Below are 25,881 nucleotides of genomic sequence, written 5' to 3'. Positions count from 1 at the left end.
TCCCTAAATCACAGGCTTTGCCCCATCGAAACTGCCGAAAACCCCGGTTAAATCGACTCCGTGTTGACTTATCGCCGCTTATTTAACGGTACTTATTTAAAGGTGTTTGCATAAGCGCGTCAGGATCTTTTCGATTACGGTCTTACCGCATCTTGAAATCAATTAACGTTATATCCCTACGCCAGCTAAACCGTATGACACAGACGCCTCCAGACGGTATCGGCATTTTTCCATTCGAATTTAGGACAATCCATCAGAAAAGATATTTTCACAAAAAATTCATAAAGTTAAAACACATCCCGAAGCATGTCCGGCGAACGGCCCAACTGCGCCGCCGAGCGCTCCGGTTTCCGATCGTCGCTCGCTACCGCTACGGCTTATCGGTTATCCGCATAGTATTTATTGTTTAAACGCCCAAAGCAATAATAACTTCGTCACAAAATTTCATCATGTTCATTTATAGCGCTAATACTTTGGTTACGTATACCGATAATTCACGCAGGTCAGAACTCAATTAACCGTTGGCATCGTTTATTCCGAGCATATTTTACTGATGGAGAAAGGCAATGCATTATCTGATTAATCGGATCCGTAATATTAAAATATCTCATAAGCTCTATATAGGATTTGGCGTTATTTTACTATTAGTTGTTATTGCATCATTACTTAGCGTTAGCAGATTTAAATCAATCCGACAGATTTATGAAAAAACCAACCTGATATACAATATCAATATTGAGGTTTTCCAGGCGAAAATTAATAGGTTAAAATATTTTTACTCTGCGGATGAGCAGTCGCGCCAGATCATGTCTGACTACGTTAAACATGCGTCGGAGCTCACTAATGAGGCACGCCAGCTATCCTGGAGCGACGAAGAGAAAGTCCACATTGCCGATATCGGTCAACATTTAAACGAATTCCAGCAATCAATCAGCAATATGGCGGAAGCGACTAAAAAAGTCGTTTCCTACAGAGAAAATATAAATACGCTCAACCATCAAAATATAGCGCGGAATTCAGACAGCCATGCGGTTAGCGAATCACTTTATGCCAATAATGATAATAGCCTTGATGCGTTTGTTTTTTTAATTTCCGGGATTAAAAACCGGGCATATGAACTGCAACTCAAAGCAACAGATACGGCATTGAATGAATTATCAGAAAGTTTCAAGAGCGCTGAAAAATTTTATCAAGATTTAATACCGACGTTATCGACGGAAGACAAAGCCGTTGCCGATGAATTATGGCGTTATGCCATTAATTATAAAAAACTCAACGATGATTATTTCACTGCACTGAACGGCCTGAAAAAAACCGAGGACGCCGTTAAAGTCGCCGGGGATAAAAGCAGCGCCTCAATTAAATCCATCATCAATATCGTTAAAGGGAAAAATGATGAGCTGGCCTATGAGTCGGCGAATATCACGACAATCATTGGCTTGATAGCCGTCGTTATTGGCATCATCACCGCCGTCGGCGTAACCCGGCAAATCACCAAGCCGGTTATCAGCAATCTGGCGCTGGCCGAGCAGATTGCCAGCGGCGATCTCACCGCCTCCATCGTTGTTGATCGCCATGATGAGTTAGGACAATTGACGGCGGCCATGGCGCGGATGAATGAAAACCTTCGGCGCATGATTAGCGATGTGCGCGACAGCGTCGGCAGCGTCGCCGATTCAGCGGCCAGAATCGCCGTCGGTAATAATGATTTGTCATCCCGCACGGAACAGCAGTCAGCCGCAGTCGTTGAAACCGCGGCCAGCATGGAACAACTGACGTCAACGGTAAAAAACAATGCTGATAACGCCAGACAGGCCAGCCAGATAACGGCGGAAGCCTCTCAGAATGCCCATAAAGGCGGAGAAGTCGTGCAGAATGTCGTCAACACGATGGATGACATCTCCGCTAGTTCGAATAAAATCGCCGATATCACGGCCGTGATTAACAGTATCGCCTTTCAAACCAATATCCTGGCCTTAAACGCCGCCGTTGAAGCGGCGCGCGCCGGCGAGCAGGGCCGCGGATTCGCCGTTGTCGCCAGTGAAGTCAGAAACCTTTCCCAACGCAGTTCTCAAGCGGCGAAAGAGATCGCCACGCTGATATCCGAGTCAGTATCCCGCATTGACGTAGGCAGTAAACTGGTCGCCGATGCGGGCATAGCCATGAAGCAGATCGTCTCTTCGGTAGCGAAAGTAAACGACATCATGGGCGATATTTCCTCCGCTTCAGACGAACAAAGCCGTGGCATTGAACAGATAGCAAGGGCGATCAGCGAATTGGATACGACGACCCAACAGAATGCGGCGCTGGTTATGGAATCGTCCATCTCGGCCAACTCGCTGGAAGAGCAATCCTCTTTGCTGGAAAAAATGGTCGCGCACTTTCGTTTGTATGAGAATGAAGACCGCAGCGCTCAGCGCATAGCCAGCCCCGTCTCTTTACAACCCGATACCTTGTTGCAGGCCAGCCTTAATACGGAGAAAACACGTTAACTTATTGAGAGATTCAAATAGTTAAAACAGCCCTGGTTACCGGCCGGGAATCAGGGCCAATCGCTATCCCAGCGGCATCAGCAGCGGGTCCGGATATTGATAATCAAAACCGAGTTCACGGCAAATGCGCTGACCGTCAATCAGGCGGCCCGACGACTTATCATCATCGGCGATAAACTGCGGCGGCGTTAAATTCAGCTTTCGGGCCTGATCGGGATAGTAATCTTGTTTAGCGGGATGCTCCGGCGCGCACAGGTTATACAGATGTCCGCCGTTGGGCAGTTTTAATAAGAGCTGGATTGCCGACAGCACATCTTCCTGATGAACCAGATTCACGCCGTGCGTTCCCCCGGCAAGCCCGGTTTTTCCCGCCAGAAAACGGCCGGGATGACGATCGATGCCTACTAACCCGGCCAAGCGCAGGATATCGACCGAAGTATCGGGTAGATGCTGTAGCCACTGTTCAAGCGACATCAACACCTTGCCGGCAACCGATATGGGTTGTAACGGCGAGTTTTCCCGCACGGTGCCGGCGGCATTGCCATACACGGAGGTCGAACTGGTGAAAATAATCCGCGGAACGTTAAAAACCCGCGCCATATTCACCAGCGCCTGCACCGCCAGCGCATAACTTTCGCCCCCCGCCACCGTGCGGCTCGCGGGCAGCGTAATCACCAGCGCATCAACCTGCAACAAGGCTTTTAACTCATCCGCGTCACATTCCAATTCCGGCGTCAGCCGGAGCTGATAGCATTCAATGCCGCTCAAACGAGCCGCTTCAACGCCATCAATCGTCGTTTTACTGCCTACTACCTGATAGCCGTGGCCATTCAACGCCAATGCCAGCGGCATACCCAACCACCCCAGACCGATAATCGCCACTTTTTTCATCATTAGCTCCCCCACTTCTATCGCAAAACGCATTTTATACCTACAGTCTGGGACACTCTATACGACGAATCATCCCGCATAGCGCAAAAAAAGAGTTGCACTCATGCCCGCACATGGTTTAGGTTATTCGGCAGACATTCGATATATTGATACAGCCAAGAGATATTCTATGACAAACGTTCTGTTCAACCACCATCATCACCATCACCCTGACTAGTCTTTCAGGCGATTGGTGCTGGAAGACATCTAAATCTTCCAGTGGCGCAGAGCGAAAAGAGAGCCCTCGGAAGATTTACTTCCGAGGGTTTTTTTATGGCGTGCGATCCCGACACGCCACCCTACGGGCCGTTGCGGCGCAACGTTAAAAAACGTTCCCGACGCTTTTTTATGGCCCTACTTTTTAAAAATAGTTTTTAATTTGACAGGTTAATGAGGTTTCCATGCTGGATAAAACACGTTTACGGATAGCAATGCAGAAGTCAGGCCGTCTGAGCGATGATTCACGAGAACTGCTGGCGCGCTGCGGTATTAAAATCAACCTACATCAACAGCGCCTCATTGCTTTTGCGGAAAACATGCCAATTGATATTCTGCGCGTTCGTGACGATGATATTCCAGGACTGGTAATGGATGGCGTGGTCGACTTGGGCATTATCGGCGAGAACGTACTGGAAGAGGAACTGCTCAACCGCCGGGCGCAAGGCGAAGATCCACGATACTTTACGCTGCGCCGTTTGGACTTTGGCGGCTGCCGCTTATCACTGGCGATGCCGCTGGATGAGGAATACACCGGTCCGGAATGTCTGCAAAATAAACGTATCGCCACTTCCTACCCCCACCTGCTTAAGCAATATCTCGACAAAAAAGACATCAACTTCAAATCCTGCCTGCTGAACGGTTCAGTCGAAGTCGCTCCCCGCGCAGGTCTGGCCGATGCCATTTGCGATCTGGTTTCCACCGGGGCCACGTTGGAAGCTAACGGCCTGCGTGAAGTCGAAGTTATCTACCGCTCCAAAGCCTGCCTGATTCAGCGCGACGGCGAAATGCCGGCGGACAAACAACAACTCATCGATAAATTGCTGACCCGCATGCAAGGCGTTATCCAGGCGCGCGAATCAAAATACATTATGCTGCACGCGCCGAGCGAACGTCTGGATGAAGTCGTCGCCCTGCTGCCGGGCGCTGAACGTCCGACCATTTTGCCGCTGGCCGGCGATCAGAACCGCGTCGCCATGCACATGGTCAGCAGCGAAACCCTGTTCTGGGAAACCATGGAAAATCTGAAATCGCTCGGCGCCAGCTCAATTCTGGTATTGCCGATTGAAAAAATGATGGAGTGACAGCAATGGCTGACAGCAACACGATTAACAGCTTCAACACCATTATTGACTGGCAACGCTGTTCCGCTGAAGAGCAACGCCGATTACTGACCCGTCCGGCCATTTCGGCGTCGGATCGCATTACCGGTATTGTAGAAGGCATCCTGGAAAGCGTAAAAACCCGCGGCGATAGCGCCCTGCGCGAATACAGCGCACAGTTCGATAAGGTGCAGGTCGATTCGATCCGCGTTAGCGCGGAAGAGATCGCCGCCGCGTCAGAGCGTCTTGACGAAGAGGTCAAACAGGCGATGGCGACGGCGGTGCGCAATATTGAAACCTTTCACAACGCGCAGAAACTGGCGGTGGTCGACGTGGAAACCCAGCCGGGCGTCCGCTGCCAGCAGTTAACCCGCCCGATCGCCACCATCGGGCTATATATTCCCGGCGGTTCAGCGCCGCTGCCTTCAACGGTGCTAATGCTGGGAACGCCCGCGCGCATTGCAGGCTGCAAGCGTGTTGTACTCTGCTCGCCCCCTCCCATCGCCGATGAAATTCTTTATGCCGCAAAATTGTGCGGCATCCAGGAGGTTTTCCAACTGGGCGGCGCGCAGGCGATTGCCGCCATGGCGTTCGGCAGCGAAAGCGTCCCCAAAGTGGATAAAATCTTTGGCCCGGGCAACGCCTATGTCACCGAAGCCAAACGCCAGGTTAGCCAGGATTTGTCCGGCGCGGCGATTGATATGCCGGCCGGCCCGTCTGAAGTGCTGGTCATCGCCGATAGCGGCGCCACGCCGGCATTTGTCGCCGCCGACCTGCTTTCACAGGCCGAACACGGCCCCGACTCGCAGGTTATTCTGCTGACGCCCGACGCCGCCCTGGCCACCGCGGTGGCTGAAGCGGTGGAACAGCAGCTTTTGCTGCTTTCACGCGCCGATATCGCGCGTCAGGCGCTGTCCAGTAGCCGGGTTATCGTGGCGCGCGATCTGGAGCAATGCATTGAAATCAGCAACCGCTACGGTCCGGAACACTTGATCATTCAGACGCGCGACGCGGAAAATTGGGTTGACCAGATCACCAGCGCCGGATCGGTATTTCTTGGCGACTGGTCGCCGGAGTCCGCAGGCGATTACGCATCCGGGACGAATCATGTCCTGCCGACGTATGGCTATACCGCCACTTACTCCAGCCTGGGGTTGGCCGATTTTCAGAAACGTATGACGGTACAGCAACTGACGCCGCAAGGATTGTTGCAGTTGGCGCCGACCATTGAGACGCTGGCTCAGGCCGAGCAACTCACCGCCCATAAAAATGCAGTCACCCTGCGTGTCGCGGCCCTTAAGGAGCAAGCATGAGTATTGAGCAACTGGCCCGCGCCAATGTGCGCGCGCTGACGCCCTATCAGTCCGCCCGTCGTCTGGGCGGCAGCGGCGATGTATGGTTAAATGCCAACGAGTACCCGCAGGCGCCGGAATATCAGCTAACGCTTTCAACGCTGAACCGCTATCCGGAATGCCAGCCGAAGATGGTGATCGACCGCTACGCCGACTATGTCGGTTTACCCCAGGAGCAAGTACTGGTCAGCCGCGGCGCGGACGAAGGGATTGAACTGCTGATCCGCGCGTTTTGCGAACCGGGCAAAGACGCCATTCTGTTTTGTCCGCCGACCTACGGCATGTATGCGGTCAGCGCCGAAACCTTCGGCGTGGAGCGTCGTACGGCGTTAAGCACCGCGGACTGGCAGTTGGATATGGCGTCCATCGAGCGGCAGTTGGACGGCGTCAAGCTGGTTTACGTATGCAGCCCGAATAATCCGACCGGCAATCTGGTAAAACAGGAAGATCTGCGCCGCCTGCTGGATTTGACCCAGGGCAAGGCGCTGGTGGTGATCGACGAAGCCTATATCGAATTCAGCCCTCAGTCCTCCACCATCGGTTGGCTGTCGGACTATCAGCATCTGGTCATTCTGCGCACTCTGTCGAAAGCCTTTGCGCTGGCCGGCCTGCGCTGCGGCTTTACGCTGGCTAACGCGGATGTTATCGCATTACTGCTGAAGGTGATTGCGCCTTATCCGCTGTCATTGCCGGTTGCCGATATCGCAGCCCAGGCGCTAAGCGCCCAAGGGGTGGCGAAAATGCGGAAAAACGTGGCCGAAGTGGTGGAAAACCGCCGCTGGCTGGCCGAGCAGCTAGCGACGCTGGATTGCGTGACAAACGTATTTCCCAGCGAAAGCAACTATCTGCTGGTGCGCTTTACCCCGTCCTGTCAGGCGTTCAAGATTCTGTGGGATCAAGGCATCATTCTGCGCGACCAAAGCAAGCAGCCAGGGCTGGCGGACTGTTTACGCATCACCGTCGGCAATCGTCATGAATGCGAACGCGTTATCGACGCATTGCGGTCATTGCCCGGAATCAACGCTTAATCTCAAGGAGTCAATGTGAGCCAGAAATACCTTTTTATCGACCGTGACGGAACATTGATTGCCGAGCCGCCCGAAGATTTTCAGGTTGATCGCCTGGATAAGCTGGAGTTCGAGCCGGAAGTGATTCCGTCATTGCTGGCATTGCAAAAAGCGGGATTCCGCCTGGTTATGGTTACCAATCAGGATGGACTCGGCACATCCAGTTTCCCGCAGGAAACGTTTGATCCGCCGCATAATCTCATGATGCAAATCTTCACTTCCCAAGGCGTTCGCTTTGAAAAAGTGCTTATCTGCCCGCATTTCCCGGCCGATGACTGCGATTGCCGCAAACCGAAAACGGCGCTGGTGACGGAGTATCTGCAAAGCGGCGCTATCGACCCGGACCATAGCTATGTGATTGGCGATCGGGAAACGGATCTGCAACTGGCCCAGAACATGGGCATTACCGGTCTGCGCTATCAGCGTGAAGGCCTAAACTGGCAAACCATCGCCAGCCAGTTGACGAAACGCAACCGTCACGCCCATGTCAGCCGCGTCACGCGTGAAACCGCGATTGACGTCAACGTCTGGCTGGATCAGGAAGGCGGCAGCAAAATCAATACCGGCGTCGGCTTTTTCGATCACATGCTGGATCAGATCGCCACTCACGGCGGCTTCCGCATGAACATCGAAGTGAAAGGCGACCTGTATATCGACGATCACCACACGGTGGAAGATACCGCGCTGGCGCTGGGAGAAGCGCTCAGCAAAGCGTTGGGCGATAAACGCGGCATCGGCCGTTTTGGTTTTGTGCTGCCGATGGACGAGTGCCTGGCGCGTTGCGCCCTGGATATCTCCGGACGTCCGCATCTGGAATACAAAGCGGAATTCAATTATCAACGCGTGGGCGATCTCAGCACCGAAATGGTTGAACACTTCTTCCGTTCGCTCTCCTATGCCATGGCTTGTACGCTTCATCTGAAAACCAAGGGACGTAACGACCACCATCGCGTCGAAAGCCTGTTTAAGGTCTTTGGCCGGGCGCTGCGCCAGGCAATCAAAGTCGAGGGCGATACGCTGCCGAGTTCAAAAGGAGTACTGTGATGAAGGTTGTCATTCTCGATACCGGCTGCGCCAACCTCTCCTCGGTCAACTATGCCGTACAACGTTTGGGCTATCAGCCGATTGTCAGCCGGGAAGCCGACGTCGTACTCCATGCCGATAAGCTGTTTTTACCCGGCGTAGGCACGGCGCAGGCGGCGATGAACCAGTTGGCCGAACGCGATCTGATCGATTTGATTAAAGCCTGTACCCAGCCGGTGCTGGGTATCTGTCTCGGCATGCAACTGCTCGGCACCTCCAGCGATGAAAACGGCGGCATCCCGACATTAGGTATTGTCGATACGCCGGTCAAACTCATGAAGGATTGCGGTTTGCCGCTGCCCCACATGGGCTGGAATCAGATTACGCCGCAAGCCGGACACCGTCTGTTTCGGGACATTGATGATGGCGCTTACTTCTATTTCGTCCACAGCTATGCGATGCCGGTCTGCCCGCATACCATTGCGCAGGCAAACTACGGGGAAGCCTTCACCGCCGCGGTCGAGAAAGACAATTTCTTTGGCGTGCAGTTTCACCCCGAACGTTCCGGCGCCGCCGGCGCCCAGTTGCTGAAAAACTTTCTGGAGATGTAAATCGACATGATTATTCCCGCATTGGATCTGATCGACGGGCAAGTTGTTCGTTTACATCAGGGCGATTATGGACAACAGCGCCAATACGGCAGCGATCCCCTGCCCCGGCTGCAGGATTACCAGCGGCAGGGCGCTCAGGTGCTGCACCTGGTTGACCTGACCGGCGCAAAAGATCCTTCCGCACGCCAAATCCCGCTGCTGAAAACGCTGCTATCCGGCGTCAGAGTGCCGGTTCAGGTCGGCGGCGGTATCCGCACCGAGCAGGATGTGGAAGCGCTGCTGAACGCCGGCGCCAGCCGCGTGGTTATCGGCTCCACCGCCGTGAAACAACCGGCGCTGGTACAGCAATGGTTTACCCGCTATGGCGCCGACGCGCTGGTGCTGGCGCTGGATGTCCGCATTGACGCCAACGGCGTCAAACGGGTGGCGATCAGCGGCTGGCAGGAAAACTCGGAGTCCACGCTGGAGCAAACCGTCGAACAATATCTGCCGTTTGGCCTGAAACACGTGCTATGTACCGATATCTCGCGCGACGGCACGTTAAGCGGTTCAAACGTCGAACTCTACCGCGAAGTCTGCCGACGCTATCCGCAGGTCGCGTTTCAGGCGTCCGGCGGCATCGGCAATCTGGCGGATATCGCCAACTTGCGCGGTAGCGGCGTACAGGGCGTGATCGTCGGACGTGCTCTGCTGGAAGGTAAATTTAACGTAGCGGAGGCCATTTCATGCTGGCAAAACGGATAATCCCCTGTCTGGATGTACGTGACGGACAGGTCGTCAAAGGCGTACAGTTCCGCAACCATGAAATTATCGGTGACATTGTCCCGCTGGCGCAGCGTTACGCCCAGGAAGGCGCGGATGAACTGGTATTTTACGATATCACCGCATCATCGGACGGTCGCGTCGTCGATAAAAGCTGGGTGTCCCGCGTGGCGGAAGTCATCGATATCCCCTTCTGCGTGGCTGGCGGCATCAAGAGCGTGGAAGAAGCCGGACAGATACTCTCTTTCGGCGCGGATAAAATTTCCATCAACTCGCCGGCCCTGGCCGATCCGGACTTGATTAGCCGTCTGGCCGATCGCTATGGCGTACAGTGTATCGTGGTGGGAATTGATACCTGGCATGATGCGGCGACCGGCCGTTATCACGTCAATCAATACACCGGTGATGAAACGCGCACCAAAGTGACGACCTGGGAAACCCTGGACTGGGTGCAAGAAGTGCAAAAACGCGGCGCCGGAGAAATCGTCCTGAATATGATGAATCAAGACGGCGTGCGCAACGGTTATGATTTAGATCAGCTAAAGCTGGTCCGTGAAGTATGTCATGTTCCACTCATTGCTTCCGGCGGCGCTGGCACTATGGAGCATTTCCTGGCTGCCTTCCAGGATGCTCAGGTTGATGGTGCGCTCGCAGCGTCGGTTTTTCATAAGCAGATCATTAATATTGGTGAACTGAAACAATATCTTAAGCAACAAGGCGTGGAGATTCGGGTGTGTTAAGCGAACAGCGTATTTTAAGTGACGAACAAAGAAACCAACTGGATTGGGAAAAAACCGACGGACTGATGCCCGTTATCGTGCAGCATGCCGTTTCCGGTGAAGTCCTGATGCTGGGTTATATGGATAAAGACGCGCTGAAAGCTACCGAAGAGAGCGGCAAGGTGACGTTTTTCTCACGAACCAAACAGCGTTTATGGACCAAGGGCGAAACCTCCGGCAATTTCCTCAATCTCGTATCCATTACGCCAGATTGCGATAACGACACGCTGCTTGTTTTGGCGAACCCCATCGGCCCGACCTGCCATCTGGGCAAAAACAGCTGCTTCTCTCCGGCCGCCAGCGAATGGCTGTTTCTGTATGAGCTGGAGCAACTGCTGGGTGAACGCAAAAGCGCCGATCCGGCCAGTTCTTATACCGCGCGTCTGTATGCCAGCGGCACCAAACGCATTGCACAGAAAGTCGGTGAAGAAGGCCTGGAAACCGCGCTGGCCGCCACGGTTCGCGATCGTGAAGAGTTAACCAACGAAGCGGCCGATCTGATGTATCACCTGCTGGTCTTACTGCAGGATCAGAATCTGTCGCTTGCCGACATCATTAATCGTTTACGCGAACGGCATCAATAATAATTGTCGCCGCCCGGGCATTCTTTCCGCAGAGTGCCCGGCTCAACCTCTTCATCGATTATCCCGCACGATTCGTCTTCACCTTCCGCCGTCGCCAGACTGCACCGCATTAGTTCAGACAAACACCCAAAATGGTGCCGCGCACAAGAATGATGCATGCATTTTGACCGGTTTCCCAGCCCGTTAATCATCCTGCCGACCGACAGGGATCCGCATTTTTATTAGTAATCAAACAATAACCACCGCAATGATCATCATGGCATAAAACATGCTTAGTTCTATAAAAAGGAACTTAGTTCCATTTTATGAGACTTAATTTTATATGAGCATATTAAATACCACTGCGGCCATCCTGAATCTGATGAGTCAGCTTAAGCGGGGCATTACTGCCGGTGACGTGATTACGCATTTACAGTTGCCCAAAAGCACGACCTCAAGAGTATTGAAGCAACTCTGTGAAACCGGATTTCTAAGTAAGGATCCGCATAGCTCAACCTATCATCCGGCATTAATGCTGCTGGAGGCGGCATATCTGGCTCATCGGACTTCGTCGCTTACCGACGATATCGAACAGGCATTACGCACCTTATGTCACGCCACCGGCCATACCGGCTACCTTTCGGTACTGGACGGGCCGGACGTACTGGTGTTGCGAGTCATCCCCGGACGCCATGCATTGCAGGTCATCACCTATCCGGGAACCCGTTCCCCCTCATGGGCAACCTCCACCGGGCGCGCGCTGCTCTCACGCTATACCGACCGGCAGTTACTGACCTATTTCGACGAAACGCTGCCGCCGGAGAATAAAAAACAGATTCCTTTCGATCGTCTTCAGGAACAGCTTCAGACGGTCAAGCTGCAACGCTGGTCTTCCGCGATTAACGAAGCGGTTGCCGGTACGGCCTCAATCAGTTGTTCGGTAAAAAACCCGCAAAGTGGCGAAGCCATCGCATTTTGTCTGACATTTCCCGCCAGCATGGCGAATGAGCAGGAGATACAAAACCTGGCCGAACAACTCACTAACTCCGCCATGCTGATCGGCAAAAAATACGGCGACCCCTACTGGCTACAGTAGTCCTTTATAAAAGTTAAGCGTGCTAATTTAAGTTTTAGGAGTGGTATTACATGTCAGATCATTCATCCCTCCACCAGGCGAAAAATCCGGGAAAAGAACGGCATCACAGCAGCTTCAGTCCACTAACGTTGGTGTTTTTGGTCATATTGAGCCTGTTTGGCGCGGTCATCGGCATTCAGCTACTAACCACGCTGGGCGTGACGCCCAACACCTCGATCATCGGCGCGTTGATCGCCATGATCATTGCCCGTATCCCGCTACAGTTGTTACGCCGTTTCCGCTCGGTCCACGTTCAAAACCTGGCGCAAACCGCTATTTCGTCTGCGACGTTCGGCGCGGCCAACAGTCTATTGCTGCCCATCAGCGTTATGTGGCTATTTGGCAGACCGGATCTGGTGGTTCCGGTATTTATCGGCGTTGCTTTGGCTATGCTGCTGGATGCCTACCTGCTTTATCGTATGTTTAATACCACCGTGTTCCCGGCATCCGGCACCTGGCCGCCGGGCGTGGCGGCGGCGGAGTCGATTAAAGCGGGAGATCAGGGGGGCAGCCAGGCCGCGATCCTCAGTGCCGGTCTGGCTATTGGCGCCATCGGTTCCTGGTTTAAATTACCGATGTCGGCGCTGGGCACGGCTTTCATCGGTAACATCTGGGCGCTCACGATGTTTGGTGTCGGTCTGTTATTGCGTGGTTATAGCCAGCCCATTCTCGGCATTGATATTAATAAGAACTATATTCCCCACGGCATGATGATTGGCGCGGGTATGGTGGCGCTTTTTCAGGTTATCGCGCTTATTCGCGGCCGGAAAGGCTCCCAGACATCGCTGTCGGCCGAATCGCTGAAAGCCGCTAACGATGATCGTCAGCAGATTCTCAGCGCTATCCGCATGGGAGCGATTGGCTATATTGTCCTGGCGATGCTGATTGCTGCGGGTACGGGGCTTTACAGCGAAATGTCGGTGGGGATGTTAGCGGCCTTCATTATCTATGCCGCTTTCGCCGCCTTTATCCATGAATTGATTGTCGGACTGGCGGCGATGCACTCCGGCTGGTTCCCGGCCTTTGCGGTTGCATTGATCACCTTGATCATCGGCATGATGATCGGATTTCCCCTATTGGGATTAGCGGTCCTGTGCTCCTTCTCCGTCGCCACCGGCCCGGCCTTCGCCGATATGGGGTATGACCTGAAGGCCGGATTTATCCTGCGGGACAACGGCGCCGATGCCGCGTTTGAATTGGACGGCCGCCGCCAGCAGCTCCTTGCCGCGCTAATCGCTTTCGTTATCGCCATCCCGGTGGTCTATTTCTCCTACCAGAGTTACTTCCAGAATAATTTAGTTCCTCCCGTTGCCAAAGTGTATGTCGCGACCATTCAGGCCGGCGTCTCTATGGATATCGCCAAATCGCTGATGATCTGGGCGATCCCCGGCGCATTGATTCAATGGCTGGGCGGTTCAAAACGCCAACTGGGCGTGCTGCTATCCACCGGCCTGCTGATTGCCAACCCGCTGGCCGGCTGGGCGGTACTGCTGGGGATCGCTCTGCGATTGCTGGTTATCAGGATCGGCGGAGAAACAATGCGTAACCGGATGGAGGTTTTCGCCGCCGGCCTGATTGCCGGAGATGCGATCTTCAATTTTTTCAGTTCTATTTTTTCCAGCAAAATCAGTGGGAAATAGCGGTAAAACAGCAACGTCAGAGACTAATACATATATTACATCGTTAACTAAATGAGAGAGTAAGATGAGTCTTTTACAAACCTTACAAGCATTCGAAGCCCTTGATAGCGCCGCCGCCAGCGGAAAAACCGTCGTAGAACTGCTATCCGCCTATCAGGGCGTTGAGGTCAGCGTCACGGAATTCAAAGGGGACAAAGGAAAAACGGATTTCGTCAAAATCATCGTTCCCGGCAGCGATGGCAAACGCAAGGGCGGCCAGGCGCCGACGATCGGCATCGTCGGTCGGTTAGGCGGTATCGGCGCGCGCCCGGAACGCATCGGCCTGGTTTCCGACGGCGACGGCGCCGTCGCCGCCGTTGCCGCCGCATTAAAGCTGTCACATATGCAGACGCAAGGCGACACGCTGCCGGGCGATGTGATTATCACCACGCATATCTGTCCGGATGCGCCGACACGTCCGCACGAGCCGGTGGATTTTATGGATTCTCCGGTAGATACCGAAGATATGAACGCGCAGGAAGTCATGCCGGAAATGGATGCGGTGCTCTCTATCGATACCACCAAAGGCAACCGCATCATCAACCATAAAGGATTCGCCATTTCGCCAACGGTAAAACAGGGCTACATTCTGCGCATATCCGAAGATTTACTGCGCATTATGGAGATGACCAGCGGCAAAGCGCCGGTAACGTTCCCGATCACCACGCAGGATATCACCCCATACGGCAATGGCGTATTCCATCTGAACAGCATCCTGCAACCCTCAATTGCAACCGACGCGCCGGTCGTCGGCGTGGCGATCACCACCGAAAGCGCCGTCCCCGGCTGCGGCACCGGCGCCAGCCATGAGATTGATATCGCGGCGACGGCAAAATTCGTCGTAGAAGTCGCCAAAGAATTCACCCGGGAAACCTGCCGGTTCTTCGATCAGGCGGAATATGACCACCTGCTCGAACTTTATGGTTCGCTGGCTCATTTGCAAAAACGCCAATAAGGGAGATAACGATGCCTCTGCTTGGTACATTGACGATTGGTCAAGCCCCTCGCTCTGATATTACACCGATACTGGAGTCGCATCTGCCGGCAGGAACGCGTTGCATTCATGCCGGCGTGCTGGATGGTCTGGATAAAACGGCCATTGAGCAGCAGTTCGCTCCACTGCCGGATGATGCGGTCCTGACCAGCCGTTTGCTGGACGGCAGCGCCGTTATTCTAGGGAAAACGGCCGTACATCAGGCGGTTCAACAAAAGTTGAACGACCTGGAGCGCCAGGGCTGCACGCTCATCATATTGCTGTGTACCGGTGAATTTCACGGCTTAGCCTGCCAACAGGCATGGCTGATTGAACCAGACAGGCTGGTGCCGCCGGTCGCAGCCACGCTAATCGGCCAGCGGCAGGCCGGTATACTGGTGCCGCTGGTAAAACAGATAGCCAGCGAAGGGAAAAAATGGTGCGATATGCAACATCCGCCCATTTATGCAGCGGTTTCTCCCTATGACGGTAGCCGGGAGGAACTGATACAGGCTGCGCGCTCGTTAAAAAATCAGCAGGCGGAGGTCATCATTATGGACTGCATGGGTTATACCGAATGGCACCGGCAACAGGTTGCTGAAGCCACTGGTTTGCCGGTGTTGCTTTCCAACGCGCTAATCGCCCGCCTGGTCGCCGGGCTAATTTAACCATAGGAAATAGCTGATGAATCTATTATTGCTCAGTAATGGAACATTACCGGGAAAAGGTTATCTGGAACATGCGCTGGACCCTATTCAGAACATCACGAAAAACCGAAAGAATGCGCTGTTTATCCCTTTTGCCGGTGTAACAATAAGCTGGGATGACTATACGAAAAAAGTACAGCAGGCATTATCATCGATCGATATCGCCATTACCTCGGTTCACACCGCGGCAGATCCGCAACAGGCGGTACGCGATGCCGAGATCATCATCGTCGGAGGCGGCAACACCTTCAATCTGTTGAAATGTTGCCGCGAACGGGGGCTACTGGAAGCGATCCGCCAGCGGGTTCAGCAAGACGCCGCGTATATTGGTTGGAGCGCTGGCGCCAATCTCGCCTGCCCCACGATTTGCACCACCAACGATATGCCCATTGTCGATCCGCAGGGATTTGATGCGCTGAATCTGATCGATTTCCAGATTAACCCACATTACACCAACAAACTTCCCGAAGGGCATCAGGGGGAAACCCGCAACCAACGGTTAGCCGAACTGCTGATGGCGCAACCCGACATCACTATCGTCGGGCTGCCGGAAGGCGACTGGCTGCGGGTCAACGATCAACAAATCCATCTGAACGGCCCCTACTCCGCCACGTTGTTTAAGGCGCAGCAGCAGCCGCAAACGCTGGATTGCGGGGAGCTACGGCTGTCATAAATCAAACCCGTTACTCTTGCTAAGAGGCTATCATGACGCTCGGAATTATTCGCGTACTCACCACACAGGATCGTTCTCTGCTCGAAGAGCACGGACGGCTTTTGCAGCAGGAATATGGTTTGCAATCCATCAGCCGCTGTATTCCCGATCAGCATAACGGTATTTTTGATCGCGCCAGCGAGGCTGCCGCAATTCCTAAAATCATTGCGCTCGGCCAGTCTTATCAGCAGGAAGGATGCCGGGCGATCTTCCTTAGCTGCGCCGCCGATCCCGGTTTGGCGCAGCTACGCCAGGCCGTCTCCATACCGGTAATTAGCGCGGGCAGCGCCTGTGCCCGGATCGCGGCCAACCTTAGATTGCCTGTGGCGGTTATTGGTATCGGCAGCCAAGCGCCGACGCCGTTTCGCCGGTTATTGGGGGAAGATGTGCCCTACGCCCGTCCTGATGGCGTAACGCAAACCACCGACCTGCTGACCCCGAAAGGCAAAGAGAGCGCGTTCGCCTGCGCGCAAGAACTCTATCGCAACGGCGCGAAGGTCATCGCATTTTCCTGCACCGGCTTCTCGACCATCGCTTTAGCGCCGCGGATCAGGGAGGAAATAGGATGCGTCGCCATTGATGCCGTTAGCGCCGCTGGCATGTTTGCTGTCGAATGGTTAGGCGCGTCGGCATAATACCGGGACAAATAGAACGGGCGGGAGCAATTTTCAGCGCCGTTGACGACGGGCCGAAGAAGAAGCTGGCTGTTCTTTCATCATAAAAAATGGCACCTTTTCAGGTGCCATTTCATGAATCGTCTTGCAAGCAAAACTACAGTAATAATCAACTGGTAATAAAGGCTGAATTAACCGTAGATATTGGCGCGGTCGCGCAGTTCCTTGCCCGGTTTGAAGTGAGGGACGTATTTGCCTTCCAGCTCAACTTTCTCACCTGTTTTCGGATTACGACCAACACGCGGCGCACGGTAGTGAAGTGAAAAACTGCCGAACCCACGGATCTCAATGCGATCACCTTCAGCCAATGTTGTGGCCATCTGCTCAAGCATCTCTTTCACTGCATCCTCAACCACTTTGGCCGGGATATGAGATTGCTGTCCAGCAAGTCTTTCAATAAGTTCAGACTTGGTCATGGTTCCTCCAAGTGCGTGGATTAGGGTAAATAACCACAATAACTTACTACCGTTTCAAGAGTGAGCAACCTGCGTCGCCCACTCCACCGTTATTACTCGCCTTTTGCTGCTTTGAATGCTTCAGCCATCGCGTTAGAGAAATTGCCGTCTTCCTGTTTGTTAACAGAAGCGATAGCGTCTTTCTCGTCTGCTTCGTCCTTAGCACGAACGGACAGGCTGACAACACGGTTTTTACGATCGACACCGGTGTATTTCGCTTCAACGCTGTCGCCAACGTTCAACACCAGCGTTGCATCTTCGATGCGATCGCGAGATGCTTCAGAAGCGCGCAGATAGCCTTCAACGCCGTCTGCTAATTCAACTGTAGCACCTTTGGCGTCAACTGCCGTAACTTTACCTGTAACAATAGCACCTTTCTTGTTCAGAGACAGGTAGTTATTGAACGGGTCTTCAGCCAGTTGTTTCACGCCCAGGGAGATACGTTCACGTTCTGCATCAACCTGCAATACAACAGCGGCGATTTCATCACCTTTCTTGTATTCGCGAACGGCTTCTTCGCCGGCAACGTTCCAGGAGATATCAGACAGGTGAACCAGACCGTCGATGCCGCCGTCCAGGCCGATGAAGATACCGAAGTCAGTGATGGACTTGATCTTGCCTTCAACGCGATCGCCTTTGTTGTGGGTTTCAGCGAATTGCTGCCACGGATTGGCTTTACACTGTTTCAGACCCAGAGAGATACGACGACGTTCTTCATCGATATCCAGAACCATAACTTCCACTACATCGCCAACGTTAACAACTTTGGACGGATGGATGTTTTTGTTGGTCCAATCCATTTCGGATACGTGTACCAGACCTTCAACGCCTTCTTCGATTTCAACGAAGCAGCCGTAGTCGGTCAGATTGGTTACACGGCCGGTCAGACGGGTGCTTTCCGGATAACGCTTAGCGATAGCAACCCATGGATCTTCGCCCAGCTGTTTCAGGCCCAGGGAAACACGAGTGCGCTCGCGGTCGAATTTCAGCACTTTAACAGTGATTTCATCGCCCACATTGACGATTTCGCTCGGATGTTTAACACGTTTCCAAGCCATATCAGTGATATGCAGCAAGCCGTCAACGCCGCCCAGATCAACGAATGCACCGTAGTCGGTAAGGTTCTTAACGATACCTTTAACTTCCATGCCTTCCTGCAGGTTTTCCAGCAGTTGATCGCGTTCAGCGCTATTTTCAGATTCGATAACCGCACGGCGGGAAACAACAACGTTGTTGCGTTTCTGATCCAGCTTGATAACTTTGAACTCAAGCTCTTTGCCTTCCAGATGCAGCGTGTCACGAACCGGACGAACGTCTACCAGAGAACCTGGCAGGAACGCGCGAATACCGTTCAGCTCAACGGTGAAACCGCCTTTGACTTTACCGTTGATAACACCGGTAACAGTCGCAGCTTCTTCGTAAGCTTTTTCCAACATCAGCCATGCTTCATGGCGTTTGGCTTTTTCACGAGACAGCAGCGTTTCACCGAAGCCATCTTCAACAGCGTCCAGAGCTACGTCTACTTCATCGCCAACCTGGATTTCCAGTTCGCCCTGGGCATTTTTGAATTGCTCTACCGGAATAGCTGATTCAGATTTCAAACCGGCGTCAACCAGTACAACATCTTTATCAATAGCAACGACAACACCACGAACGATGGAACCAGGACGGGTTTCGATTTCTTTCAGGGATTCTTCAAAGAGTTGAGCAAAAGATTCTGTCATGTTGATAATCTTAGGAGTCTTCAATTTAACGTCCATCTGGCGTCCTGCTCGATGGGGTTGTTTAACATGCCCCGCTGTTCATCCTTACAGCGAGGTAAAAATTCATTTGTATACGATTACGCAAGCACTTTGCGGGAATACGCCAGCGCCCGCGTTATCACTTCGTCGATTGTCATTTCCGTTGAGTCCAGCACCAGCGCGTCGGCGGCCGGCACTAAAGGCGCAACGGGTCGATTGCGATCGCGGTCATCGCGTTCTTTTATCTCAGACAAAAGACGTTCAAAGTTAACACTAAAACCTTTATCTTGCAACTGCAGCATGCGCCTTTGCGCACGCTCCTCCGCGCTTGCATCCAGGAATATTTTTACCGGCGCATCGGGAAACACCACCGTACCCATATCGCGCCCGTCGGCAATTAGCCCCGGCGCTTCGCGAAATGCGCGCTGCCGGCGCAATAAGGCTTCACGAACGCGGGGAAGGCCGCAGCCTGCGAAGCGGTATTGCCGACATCTTCGGTGCGGATCTCGTTACTGACGTCCTCACCTTCCAAAATCACTTTTAACTGCCCGTCGTCAGAAATAAAACGCACATCCAGATGGGATGCCAGAGGAACCAGCGCCTCTTCCGAATGAATGTCCACCTGATGGTGTAAAGCAGCCAGCGCCAAAACACGATAAATAGCCCCGGAATCCAGCAGATGCCACTGCAATGCTTCCGCCAGAGCTTTACACAACGTACCTTTACCCGCGCCACTCGGTCCGTCAACCGTTATTACCGGTGCAGTCACCGTCATTTCTCTCTCCTATTACATAAGGAATTCCGTTGATGTCACTTACGACATTACGATGCTTCATTATACGCACCAACGGCGGGAAACGTTATATTAATGCCGGACAGAAAAGGAAAAATAAGAAAACGCCTGATGGAAGAGACCTGGTTTTGGTGGATGAAGAAAGCGCGGTGAGAGCCGCGCTTTCCATAGTGAAATGACTATGCCGGCTCGCTCAGCCGGGCAAGCTGTTCAAAATAATCCGGGAAGGTTTTCGCGGTGCACTTCGGATCAATGATGGTGACCGGCGTATCCGATAACGCCACCAGCGAAAAACACATCGCCATACGGTGATCGTTATAGGTTTCGATTTCCGCAGACTTCAAATGGGCAGGCGGGGTGATCCGGATATAATCTTCCCCTTCCTCGACCTCCGCTCCCACCTTGCGCAATTCAGTCGCCATAGCGGTCAGACGATCGGTCTCTTTTACCCGCCAGTTATAAATATTTCGCAGCGTAGTGGTTCCGCCCGTTGCAAACAGCGCCGTCGTGGCGATCGTCATCGCGGCATCAGGAATGTGGTTCATGTCCATATCAATCGCGTGGAGCTCGCCCCGCTGGCATTCAATATAGTCATCGCCCCAGCGGATCTTCGCCCCATTTTTTCCAACACATCGGCGAACCGGATATCGCCCTGAACGCTTGAACGCCCAACGCCGGTAACGCGAATCGTGCCGCCGCGGATCGCGCCCGCCGCCAGGAAATAAGACGCGGAAGAGGCATCGCCCTCCACCAGATAATCTCCCGGAGAGCGGTATTGCTGGCGGCCTGAAACATAAAAACGCTGATAATCGTCGTTGCGCACATCAACGCCGAACGTTTTCATCATGTTGAGCGTGATATCGATATAGGGTTTGGAAACCAACTCGCCCTGAATAGTAATCTGGCTATCCCGGGGAGCCAAAGGCGCAGTCATCAATAGCGCGGTCAGAAACTGGCTGGATACGCTGCCGTCAACGCTGATCTCTCCGCCCTGGAATCCGCCATGCAAGCGTAATGGAGGATAGTTTTCCTGTTCAAGATAATCCACTTTCGCGCCGCCCTGACGCAAAGAATCGACCAGATGACCAATAGGACGTTCCTTCATCCGCGGTTCTCCCGTCAGAATGATATCGCCTTCGGTCAAACATAATGCCGCCGCCAGCGGACGCATGGCCGTACCGGCATTTCCCAGAAACAGCTCTAAAGGCTTTTGAGCTTTTAACGCGCCGCCCAGCCCGATAATTTCACACTGGGTACGGTTGGTGGAAAGGCGATAAGTCACACCCAACGCCTGTAGCGCATTCAACATATGGCGAACATCATCGCTATCCAGCAAATTCGTCAGCCGCGTCGTTCCTTCAGACAATGCCGCCAGCAATAGCGCACGATTCGATACGCTTTTTGAACCTGGGAGGTTGATCGTGCCGTTAATCAATTTAACAGGCTGTAGGGTCAGGGATTCCTGCATGTGAAACTTATTCTCCAAACGTGAACACAGAAACCCCGGTTATACCGGGGTTTCTGATTATTGACAAAATATTGCCTTCAGCGAACTTCTCTCAACCGTCATTGCCGCGGCAAAAGCAGCAGTCTCATCATAATCAATGCGCTACCTTATGAGAAAATCCCGCCCGCGCGCGGAGGGAATGACGGCTGTGGGAGCCATTATCCGTGACGACGCTCGAAATCCGCCATGAATTCAGTCAGCGCTTTAACGCCTTCCAGCGGCATCGCGTTATAGATAGAGGCGCGCATACCGCCCACGGCGCGGTGTCCTTTCAGCGCATGCAGGCCGGCGGCCTGAGCTTCTTCCAGGAATACCTTATCCAGTTCGGCGTCGGCCAGCAGGAAAGGCACATTCATGCGGGAGCGGCTCCCTTTGGCCACATCATTGCGATAGAAATTGCTATCATCAATCGCATTGTAAAGCAGATCGGCTTTGTCCTGATTGCGTTTTTCCATTTCAACCAGACCGCCCTGCTCTTTCAACCATTTGAATACCATGCCGGAAAGATACCAGGCGAAGGTCGGCGGAGTATTAAACATGGAGCCGTTGTCGGCCAGAATCTGATAATCAAGAATCGACGGCAGTTCGCGGCGCGCCTTACCCAGCAAATCCTCGCGGACGATAACCAGCGTCAGCCCGGCCGGCCCGATATTTTTCTGCGCGCCGGCGTAGATTACGCCATAGCGGCTGACATCGAGAGGACGGGATAAAATACTGGAAGAGAAGTCGGCCACTACGATTTTGTCACCGAAATCGGGTTCTTCTTCGATCGCCAGGCCGTCAATAGTTTCATTGGGACAATAATGCACGAAAGCGGAATCGTCGGACAGTACCCACTCGCTCATCGGTTTTACGCTGCGCAGACCGTCTACGCGCGTTTTTACATCCACGACATTCGGCGTACAGTATTTTTCCGCTTCTTTAACGGCGCTGTGCGCCCAATAACCGCCGTCGATATAATCGGCCTGCGTTTTATCGCCCAAAAGATTGAGCGGCACCGCGGCAAACTGCGCGCGGGCGCCGCCATGACAGAAAAGCACTTTATAATTGGAAGGGACTTTCAGTAAATCGCGTAAATCCTGTTCAGACTCGGCAGCGACCTGCATAAACTCTTTACTGCGGTGACTGATTTCCATTACCGATGTACCCAGGCCATGCCAATTGCACAGTTCCTGTTCAGCCCGACGTAATACTTCCACCGGCAGCATTGCTGGACCGGCGCTAAAATTAAAAACCTGAGTCATTTCCCCTCACCACATCTAAGAAATAGCGATTATTTTATCACAATGGTTTAAAACACTCTGTTTTAGTCTAGTATCGGTTTTATCACTCGGCACCTATGGCTGCAATGCTTATTGCGTTTTGTCCCGCAAAACGCCTGTTGATAGGTTGCATCTCATCCTATGTTATCGATGTGTTACAGAATAAATAGAGTCTGCGCTAAAAAGTCCGTATCATGCACCTCCTATTCAAGCAGACAAAAGTGAAAACCATGACTCAAACGTTTATCCCAGGCAAAGACGCCGCCCTGGAAGACTCCATCGCCCGTTTTCAGCAACAACTCCAAAACCTGGGGTTCAACATCGAAGAAGCTTCATGGTTAAACCCCGTGCCCAACGTCTGGTCGGTTCACATTCGCGATCGTGACTGCCCGCTTTGCTTCACCAATGGTAAAGGCGCCAGTAAGAAAGCGGCCCTGGCTTCCGCCCTGGGGGAATACTTCGAGCGTTTGTCGACAAACTACTTTTTTGCGGATTTTTACCTTGGGAAAACCATCGCTCAGAGCGATTTCGTTCATTATCCCAATGAAAAGTGGTTTCCGATACCGGCTGACAACACGCTACCGGAAGGTATTCTGGATCCCCGTCTGCGTGAATTTTACGATCCGGAAAAAGAACTCGGCGCCAGCGATTTGATCGATCTGCAATCGGGCAACGCCGAGCGTGGGATCTGCGCGCTGCCTTTTATCCGCCAGTCCGATTTACAGACGATCTATATTCCAATGAATATCATCGGCAATCTGTATGTATCCAACGGCATGTCCGCCGGCAATACGGCTAACGAGGCGCGAGTCCAGGGCTTATCCGAAGTATTTGAACGCAGCGTCAAAAATCGCATTATTGCCGAATCAATCAGTCTGCCGCATATTCCGCAGGAAGCGTTGGCGCGCTACCCTGGCGTGGTTGAAGCCATCGCCACGCTGGAAAAAGAGGGCTTCCCCATCTTCGCTTACGATGCTTCTCTTGGCGGCCGTTATCCGGTTATTTGCGTTGTGCTGTTTAATCCGGCCAACGGCACCTGCTTCGCCTCATTTGGCGCGCATCCTGATTTCGGCGTAGCGCTGGAACGAACGGTGACTGAACTGTTGCAGGGCCGCGGGTTGAAAGATCTGGATGTTTTCACCCCGCCGACGTTTGATGATGAAGAAGTCGCAGAGCATGCCAATCTGGAAACCCATTTTATCGATTCCAGCGGTCTGATCTCCTGGGATATGTTTAAGACCCATGCCGATTACCAGTTTGTCGACTGGGATTTCAGCGGCACTACGGAAGAAGAATTCGCCACGCTGATGGCTATTTTTCAGCAGGAAGATAAAGAAGTGTACATTGCTGATTATCAACACCTGTCCGTTTACGCCTGCCGCATTCTGGTTCCCGGCATGTCGGATATTTATCCCGCGGAAGATCTGCTGTTAGCCAATAACAACATGGGCGCCCATCTGCGTGACACGCTGCTGGCGTTACCTGATAGCCACTGGGAAAAAGAGGATTACCTCGCCCTGTTGCAACAGTTGGATGACGAAGGTTTTGATGATTTCACACGGGTACGAGAGCTGCTTGGCATCGCCACGGGGAAAGATAACGGCTGGTTCACGCTGCGCATTGGCGAGTTGAAATCGATGCTGGCTCTGGCCGGCGGCGATCTGGAACAGGCGTTAAGCTGGGCGGAATGGACTCAGGATTTCAACGGTTCGGTCTTCAGCGCGCCACGCAGTAATTACTATCGTTGCCTGCAAACGCTCTTACAACTGGCGCTGGAACAAGAACGCGACCCTGCCGAGTATTATGACGCTTTCGTGAAAATGTACGGACGTGAAACAGTGGACGCCGCCAGCGCGGCAATATCCGGAGAACAGAGCTTCCATGGGCTGTTTACCGTTGATGATGCATTCGCCGCGCTCCCCGCCCATCGCGCATTGCTGGCCGCCTATGAGAAGCTGCAACAGGCGAAAAATCGCTACTGGCGACAAACTAATGCCGCAGAGTAGCCCGCGACATTCGCTTTGCGGTTTTCACCACATTACCGCGTGGTAATATTCAACTCCCTGAATTATCCAAGACAATAACCCTTAATTTAAAAGGGTTATTGTCGTTTGGAAATTTATGTTTCCCGTTATATCCGCTAAAGCAAAAGCCAATTGTTATCAGATAGTAAAATTTAAATTAAATTACATCAAAAATAACGTACTTAAATTATACAAGGCGTGATATTTATTAACGCCAAATCGGAATGAAAACGCCCGGTCATTCAAATATTTTTGTAAAGTTTAAAATATTTTTTATTATATAAATCAATAATATAAGTGCAATACACCTGACTTTACCCTGTCACATAGCGGTGTTAGTTTCGCGCAATATGATCCACGTCAAATTTTGCTTTATACCGCTTTGCTAGTATCTCGACGCTGATAAATTTTAAGAGAGAGTTAGTGTGAAAGCTGACAACCCCTTCACTCTGCTATTACCGGCCGCAATGGCGAAAGTTGCCGAAGATGCCGGTGTCTATAAAGCAACAAAAAAACCGTGGGTAACGTTCTATCTGGCAATCACCGCGGGTGTTTTTATCTCGATTGCTTTTGTCTTTTATATTACCGCGACCACCGGTACGGCAACGATACCTTTCGGTATTGCCAAGCTAATCGGCGGTATTTGCTTCTCACTGGGATTGATGCTGGTTGTCGTTTGTGGTGCGGATTTATTTACTTCCACCGTACTGACCGTCATTGCCAAAGCCAGTGGACGTATTACCTGGAAACAGCTAGCCTTTAATTGGGTTAACGTATATATCGGTAACCTGATAGGCGCGCTTTTCTTCGTTGCGCTGATTTGGTTCTCCGGCGAACACATGGTCGCCAATGGCGCATGGGGACTCAACATTCTGCAAACCGCCGAACACAAGCTTGAGCATACTTTTATTGAAGCCTTGTGTCTGGGGATTTTAGCAAACCTGATGGTATGCCTGGCCGTGTGGATGAGTTATTCCGGCCATAGCCTGACAGACAAGATGTTTGCGATGATTTTACCGGTCGGCATGTTTGTTGCCAGCGGTTTTGAACACAGCATCGCCAACATGTTTATGATCCCGATGGGGATAGTAATCAAAAACTTCGCGACCCCCGAATTTTGGCAAGCAGTTGGGATGGTGCCCTCTCAGTTTGAACATTTAACTATTAGCCATTTTATCCACGATAATCTGATTCCAGTTACGATAGGAAACATTATTGGCGGTGGCTTTCTTGTAGGTTTAACATACTGGGTAATTTATTTGCGCGGCGGAGACAAGCACTAACGTGCAATCAGCCGCAACGTCGGATTTTAAAAAATCC

General features: G+C 52.6%; 21 protein-coding genes, 2 pseudogenes and 1 other annotated feature. Of the genes and pseudogenes, 17 read left to right on the top strand and 6 right to left on the bottom strand.

The features are described 5' to 3' along the window. The first annotated feature begins 566 nt into the window (after positions 1-566). Entirely contained in the window at positions 567-2,492 is a 1,926-nt protein-coding gene (locus HC231_RS09295) for a methyl-accepting chemotaxis protein (protein ID WP_208230720.1), read from the top strand. Positions 2,493-2,555: 63 nt separating this feature from the next. On the opposite strand, the gene HC231_RS09290 is transcribed toward HC231_RS09295, so the two are convergent. Continuing rightward, the gene (locus HC231_RS09290) at positions 2,556-3,383 is read right to left on the bottom strand and encodes an SDR family oxidoreductase (RefSeq protein WP_208231279.1); all 828 of its coding nucleotides are present in this window, start codon (positions 3,381-3,383) and stop codon (positions 2,556-2,558) included. A gap of 192 nt (positions 3,384-3,575) precedes the next feature. Beyond that, positions 3,576-3,697 (top strand) — a sequence feature (His leader region). Positions 3,698-3,823: 126 nt separating this feature from the next. On the opposite strand from HC231_RS09290, the gene hisG reads away from it, so the two are divergent. From hisG to HC231_RS09220, 14 genes are all read left to right on the top strand, one after another. Then, positions 3,824-4,723 carry an ATP phosphoribosyltransferase gene (gene hisG, locus HC231_RS09285; protein WP_208230719.1) on the top strand — a complete coding sequence of 300 codons (900 nt, stop codon included), beginning with the start codon at positions 3,824-3,826 and terminating at the stop codon, positions 4,721-4,723. A gap of 5 nt (positions 4,724-4,728) precedes the next feature. After that, entirely contained in the window at positions 4,729-6,054 is a 1,326-nt protein-coding gene (gene hisD / locus HC231_RS09280; protein WP_208230718.1) for a histidinol dehydrogenase, read from the top strand. Beyond that, positions 6,051-7,121 (top strand): histidinol-phosphate transaminase, encoded by a 1,071-nt coding sequence (hisC, locus tag HC231_RS09275; protein WP_208230716.1) that lies wholly within the window; start codon positions 6,051-6,053, stop codon positions 7,119-7,121. Before hisD ends, hisC begins: the two co-directional genes overlap by 4 nt. A 15-nt stretch (positions 7,122-7,136) precedes the next feature. Continuing rightward, positions 7,137-8,204, top strand: coding sequence for a bifunctional histidinol-phosphatase/imidazoleglycerol-phosphate dehydratase HisB (gene hisB, locus HC231_RS09270; protein WP_208230714.1), 1,068 nt, complete (start codon positions 7,137-7,139; stop codon positions 8,202-8,204). Further along, positions 8,204-8,794, top strand: a complete 591-nt coding sequence (gene hisH, locus HC231_RS09265; protein WP_208230712.1) for an imidazole glycerol phosphate synthase subunit HisH — start codon at positions 8,204-8,206, stop codon at positions 8,792-8,794. Before hisB ends, hisH begins: the two co-directional genes overlap by 1 nt. Before the next feature lie 6 nt (positions 8,795-8,800). After that, positions 8,801-9,538 (top strand): 1-(5-phosphoribosyl)-5-[(5-phosphoribosylamino)methylideneamino]imidazole-4-carboxamide isomerase, encoded by a 738-nt coding sequence (gene hisA / locus HC231_RS09260; protein WP_208230711.1) that lies wholly within the window; start codon positions 8,801-8,803, stop codon positions 9,536-9,538. Beyond that, positions 9,520-10,296 (top strand): imidazole glycerol phosphate synthase subunit HisF, encoded by a 777-nt coding sequence (gene hisF, locus HC231_RS09255; protein ID WP_208230709.1) that lies wholly within the window; start codon positions 9,520-9,522, stop codon positions 10,294-10,296. The genes hisA and hisF overlap by 19 nt, the downstream gene beginning before the upstream one ends. Positions 10,297-10,361: 65 nt before the next feature. Further along, complete coding sequence (gene hisIE / locus HC231_RS09250; protein ID WP_425490552.1) at positions 10,362-10,919, top strand: bifunctional phosphoribosyl-AMP cyclohydrolase/phosphoribosyl-ATP diphosphatase HisIE; 558 nt, start codon at positions 10,362-10,364, stop codon at positions 10,917-10,919. 322 nt (positions 10,920-11,241) lie between these two features. Then, positions 11,242-11,994: an IclR family transcriptional regulator gene (locus HC231_RS09245; protein WP_208230708.1), complete on the top strand. Its 753-nt coding sequence runs from the start codon at positions 11,242-11,244 to the stop codon at positions 11,992-11,994. A gap of 50 nt (positions 11,995-12,044) precedes the next feature. Further along, complete coding sequence (locus HC231_RS09240; protein WP_208230707.1) at positions 12,045-13,673, top strand: OPT/YSL family transporter; 1,629 nt, start codon at positions 12,045-12,047, stop codon at positions 13,671-13,673. A 64-nt stretch (positions 13,674-13,737) separates the two neighbouring features. Then, complete coding sequence (locus HC231_RS09235; RefSeq protein ID WP_208230706.1) at positions 13,738-14,667, top strand: DUF1177 domain-containing protein; 930 nt, start codon at positions 13,738-13,740, stop codon at positions 14,665-14,667. Positions 14,668-14,678: 11 nt separating this feature from the next. After that, positions 14,679-15,353: an AroM family protein gene (locus HC231_RS09230; protein WP_246494760.1), complete on the top strand. Its 675-nt coding sequence runs from the start codon at positions 14,679-14,681 to the stop codon at positions 15,351-15,353. A gap of 16 nt (positions 15,354-15,369) precedes the next feature. After that, positions 15,370-16,065, top strand: coding sequence for a dipeptidase PepE (gene pepE, locus HC231_RS09225; RefSeq protein WP_208230704.1), 696 nt, complete (start codon positions 15,370-15,372; stop codon positions 16,063-16,065). 32 nt (positions 16,066-16,097) lie between these two features. Beyond that, a complete protein-coding gene (locus tag HC231_RS09220) occupies positions 16,098-16,739 on the top strand; it encodes an aspartate/glutamate racemase family protein (RefSeq protein WP_208230703.1) in 642 nt (213 codons plus the stop codon). 170 nt (positions 16,740-16,909) lie between these two features. Here the strand turns inward: HC231_RS09220 and ihfB are convergent, their stop codons facing one another. The 5 genes and pseudogenes from ihfB to serC all read right to left on the bottom strand — a co-directional run bounded on the left by ihfB (position 16,910) and on the right by serC (position 22,519). Beyond that, a complete protein-coding gene (gene ihfB / locus HC231_RS09215; protein WP_048639213.1) occupies positions 16,910-17,194 on the bottom strand; it encodes an integration host factor subunit beta in 285 nt (94 codons plus the stop codon). Positions 17,195-17,286: 92 nt separating this feature from the next. Beyond that, positions 17,287-18,957 carry a 30S ribosomal protein S1 gene (gene rpsA / locus HC231_RS09210; RefSeq protein WP_048639978.1) on the bottom strand — a complete coding sequence of 557 codons (1,671 nt, stop codon included), beginning with the start codon at positions 18,955-18,957 and terminating at the stop codon, positions 17,287-17,289. A gap of 116 nt (positions 18,958-19,073) precedes the next feature. Further along, positions 19,074-19,750, bottom strand: a pseudogene (gene cmk / locus HC231_RS09205) ((d)CMP kinase). A 197-nt stretch (positions 19,751-19,947) separates the two neighbouring features. Continuing rightward, positions 19,948-21,236 (bottom strand): annotated as a pseudogene (gene aroA / locus HC231_RS09200) (3-phosphoshikimate 1-carboxyvinyltransferase). A 197-nt stretch (positions 21,237-21,433) separates the two neighbouring features. Beyond that, complete coding sequence (gene serC, locus HC231_RS09195; protein WP_208230702.1) at positions 21,434-22,519, bottom strand: 3-phosphoserine/phosphohydroxythreonine transaminase; 1,086 nt, start codon at positions 22,517-22,519, stop codon at positions 21,434-21,436. A gap of 248 nt (positions 22,520-22,767) precedes the next feature. Here serC and ycaO point away from each other — a divergent pair, with 248 nt between their 5' ends. Both ycaO and focA read left to right on the top strand, forming a co-directional pair. Beyond that, on the top strand, positions 22,768-24,543 hold the full coding sequence (gene ycaO, locus HC231_RS09190; protein ID WP_208230700.1) for a 30S ribosomal protein S12 methylthiotransferase accessory factor YcaO: 1,776 nt from the start codon (positions 22,768-22,770) through the stop codon (positions 24,541-24,543). Positions 24,544-24,986: 443 nt separating this feature from the next. After that, complete coding sequence (gene focA, locus HC231_RS09185) at positions 24,987-25,844, top strand: formate transporter FocA (RefSeq protein WP_208230699.1); 858 nt, start codon at positions 24,987-24,989, stop codon at positions 25,842-25,844. The last annotated feature ends 37 nt before the right edge of the window (positions 25,845-25,881 follow it).

The sequence above is a fragment of the Brenneria izadpanahii genome, assembly GCF_017569925.1.
Lineage (GTDB): Bacteria > Pseudomonadota > Gammaproteobacteria > Enterobacterales > Enterobacteriaceae > Brenneria > Brenneria izadpanahii.
Note: the sequence above shows the minus strand (reverse complement) of the source record. Positions and strands in the feature narration are given on the sequence as shown.

Coding starts and splice junctions, on each gene's coding strand:
- hisD (WP_208230718.1), top strand. CDS start 4,729: ATGGCTGACAGCAACACGATTAACAGCTTCAACACCATTATTGACTGG.
- HC231_RS09290 (WP_208231279.1), bottom strand. CDS start 3,383: ATGAAAAAAGTGGCGATTATCGGTCTGGGGTGGTTGGGTATGCCGCTG.
- hisH (WP_208230712.1), top strand. CDS start 8,204: ATGAAGGTTGTCATTCTCGATACCGGCTGCGCCAACCTCTCCTCGGTC.
- HC231_RS09230 (WP_246494760.1), top strand. CDS start 14,679: ATGCCTCTGCTTGGTACATTGACGATTGGTCAAGCCCCTCGCTCTGAT.
- rpsA (WP_048639978.1), bottom strand. CDS start 18,957: ATGACAGAATCTTTTGCTCAACTCTTTGAAGAATCCCTGAAAGAAATC.
- HC231_RS09240 (WP_208230707.1), top strand. CDS start 12,045: ATGTCAGATCATTCATCCCTCCACCAGGCGAAAAATCCGGGAAAAGAA.
- pepE (WP_208230704.1), top strand. CDS start 15,370: ATGAATCTATTATTGCTCAGTAATGGAACATTACCGGGAAAAGGTTAT.
- hisC (WP_208230716.1), top strand. CDS start 6,051: ATGAGTATTGAGCAACTGGCCCGCGCCAATGTGCGCGCGCTGACGCCC.
- HC231_RS09235 (WP_208230706.1), top strand. CDS start 13,738: ATGAGTCTTTTACAAACCTTACAAGCATTCGAAGCCCTTGATAGCGCC.
- HC231_RS09295 (WP_208230720.1), top strand. CDS start 567: ATGCATTATCTGATTAATCGGATCCGTAATATTAAAATATCTCATAAG.
- ycaO (WP_208230700.1), top strand. CDS start 22,768: ATGACTCAAACGTTTATCCCAGGCAAAGACGCCGCCCTGGAAGACTCC.
- hisF (WP_208230709.1), top strand. CDS start 9,520: ATGCTGGCAAAACGGATAATCCCCTGTCTGGATGTACGTGACGGACAG.
- hisA (WP_208230711.1), top strand. CDS start 8,801: ATGATTATTCCCGCATTGGATCTGATCGACGGGCAAGTTGTTCGTTTA.
- hisG (WP_208230719.1), top strand. CDS start 3,824: ATGCTGGATAAAACACGTTTACGGATAGCAATGCAGAAGTCAGGCCGT.
- hisIE (WP_425490552.1), top strand. CDS start 10,362: ATGCCCGTTATCGTGCAGCATGCCGTTTCCGGTGAAGTCCTGATGCTG.
- HC231_RS09245 (WP_208230708.1), top strand. CDS start 11,242: ATGAGCATATTAAATACCACTGCGGCCATCCTGAATCTGATGAGTCAG.
- ihfB (WP_048639213.1), bottom strand. CDS start 17,194: ATGACCAAGTCTGAACTTATTGAAAGACTTGCTGGACAGCAATCTCAT.
- HC231_RS09220 (WP_208230703.1), top strand. CDS start 16,098: ATGACGCTCGGAATTATTCGCGTACTCACCACACAGGATCGTTCTCTG.
- serC (WP_208230702.1), bottom strand. CDS start 22,519: ATGACTCAGGTTTTTAATTTTAGCGCCGGTCCAGCAATGCTGCCGGTG.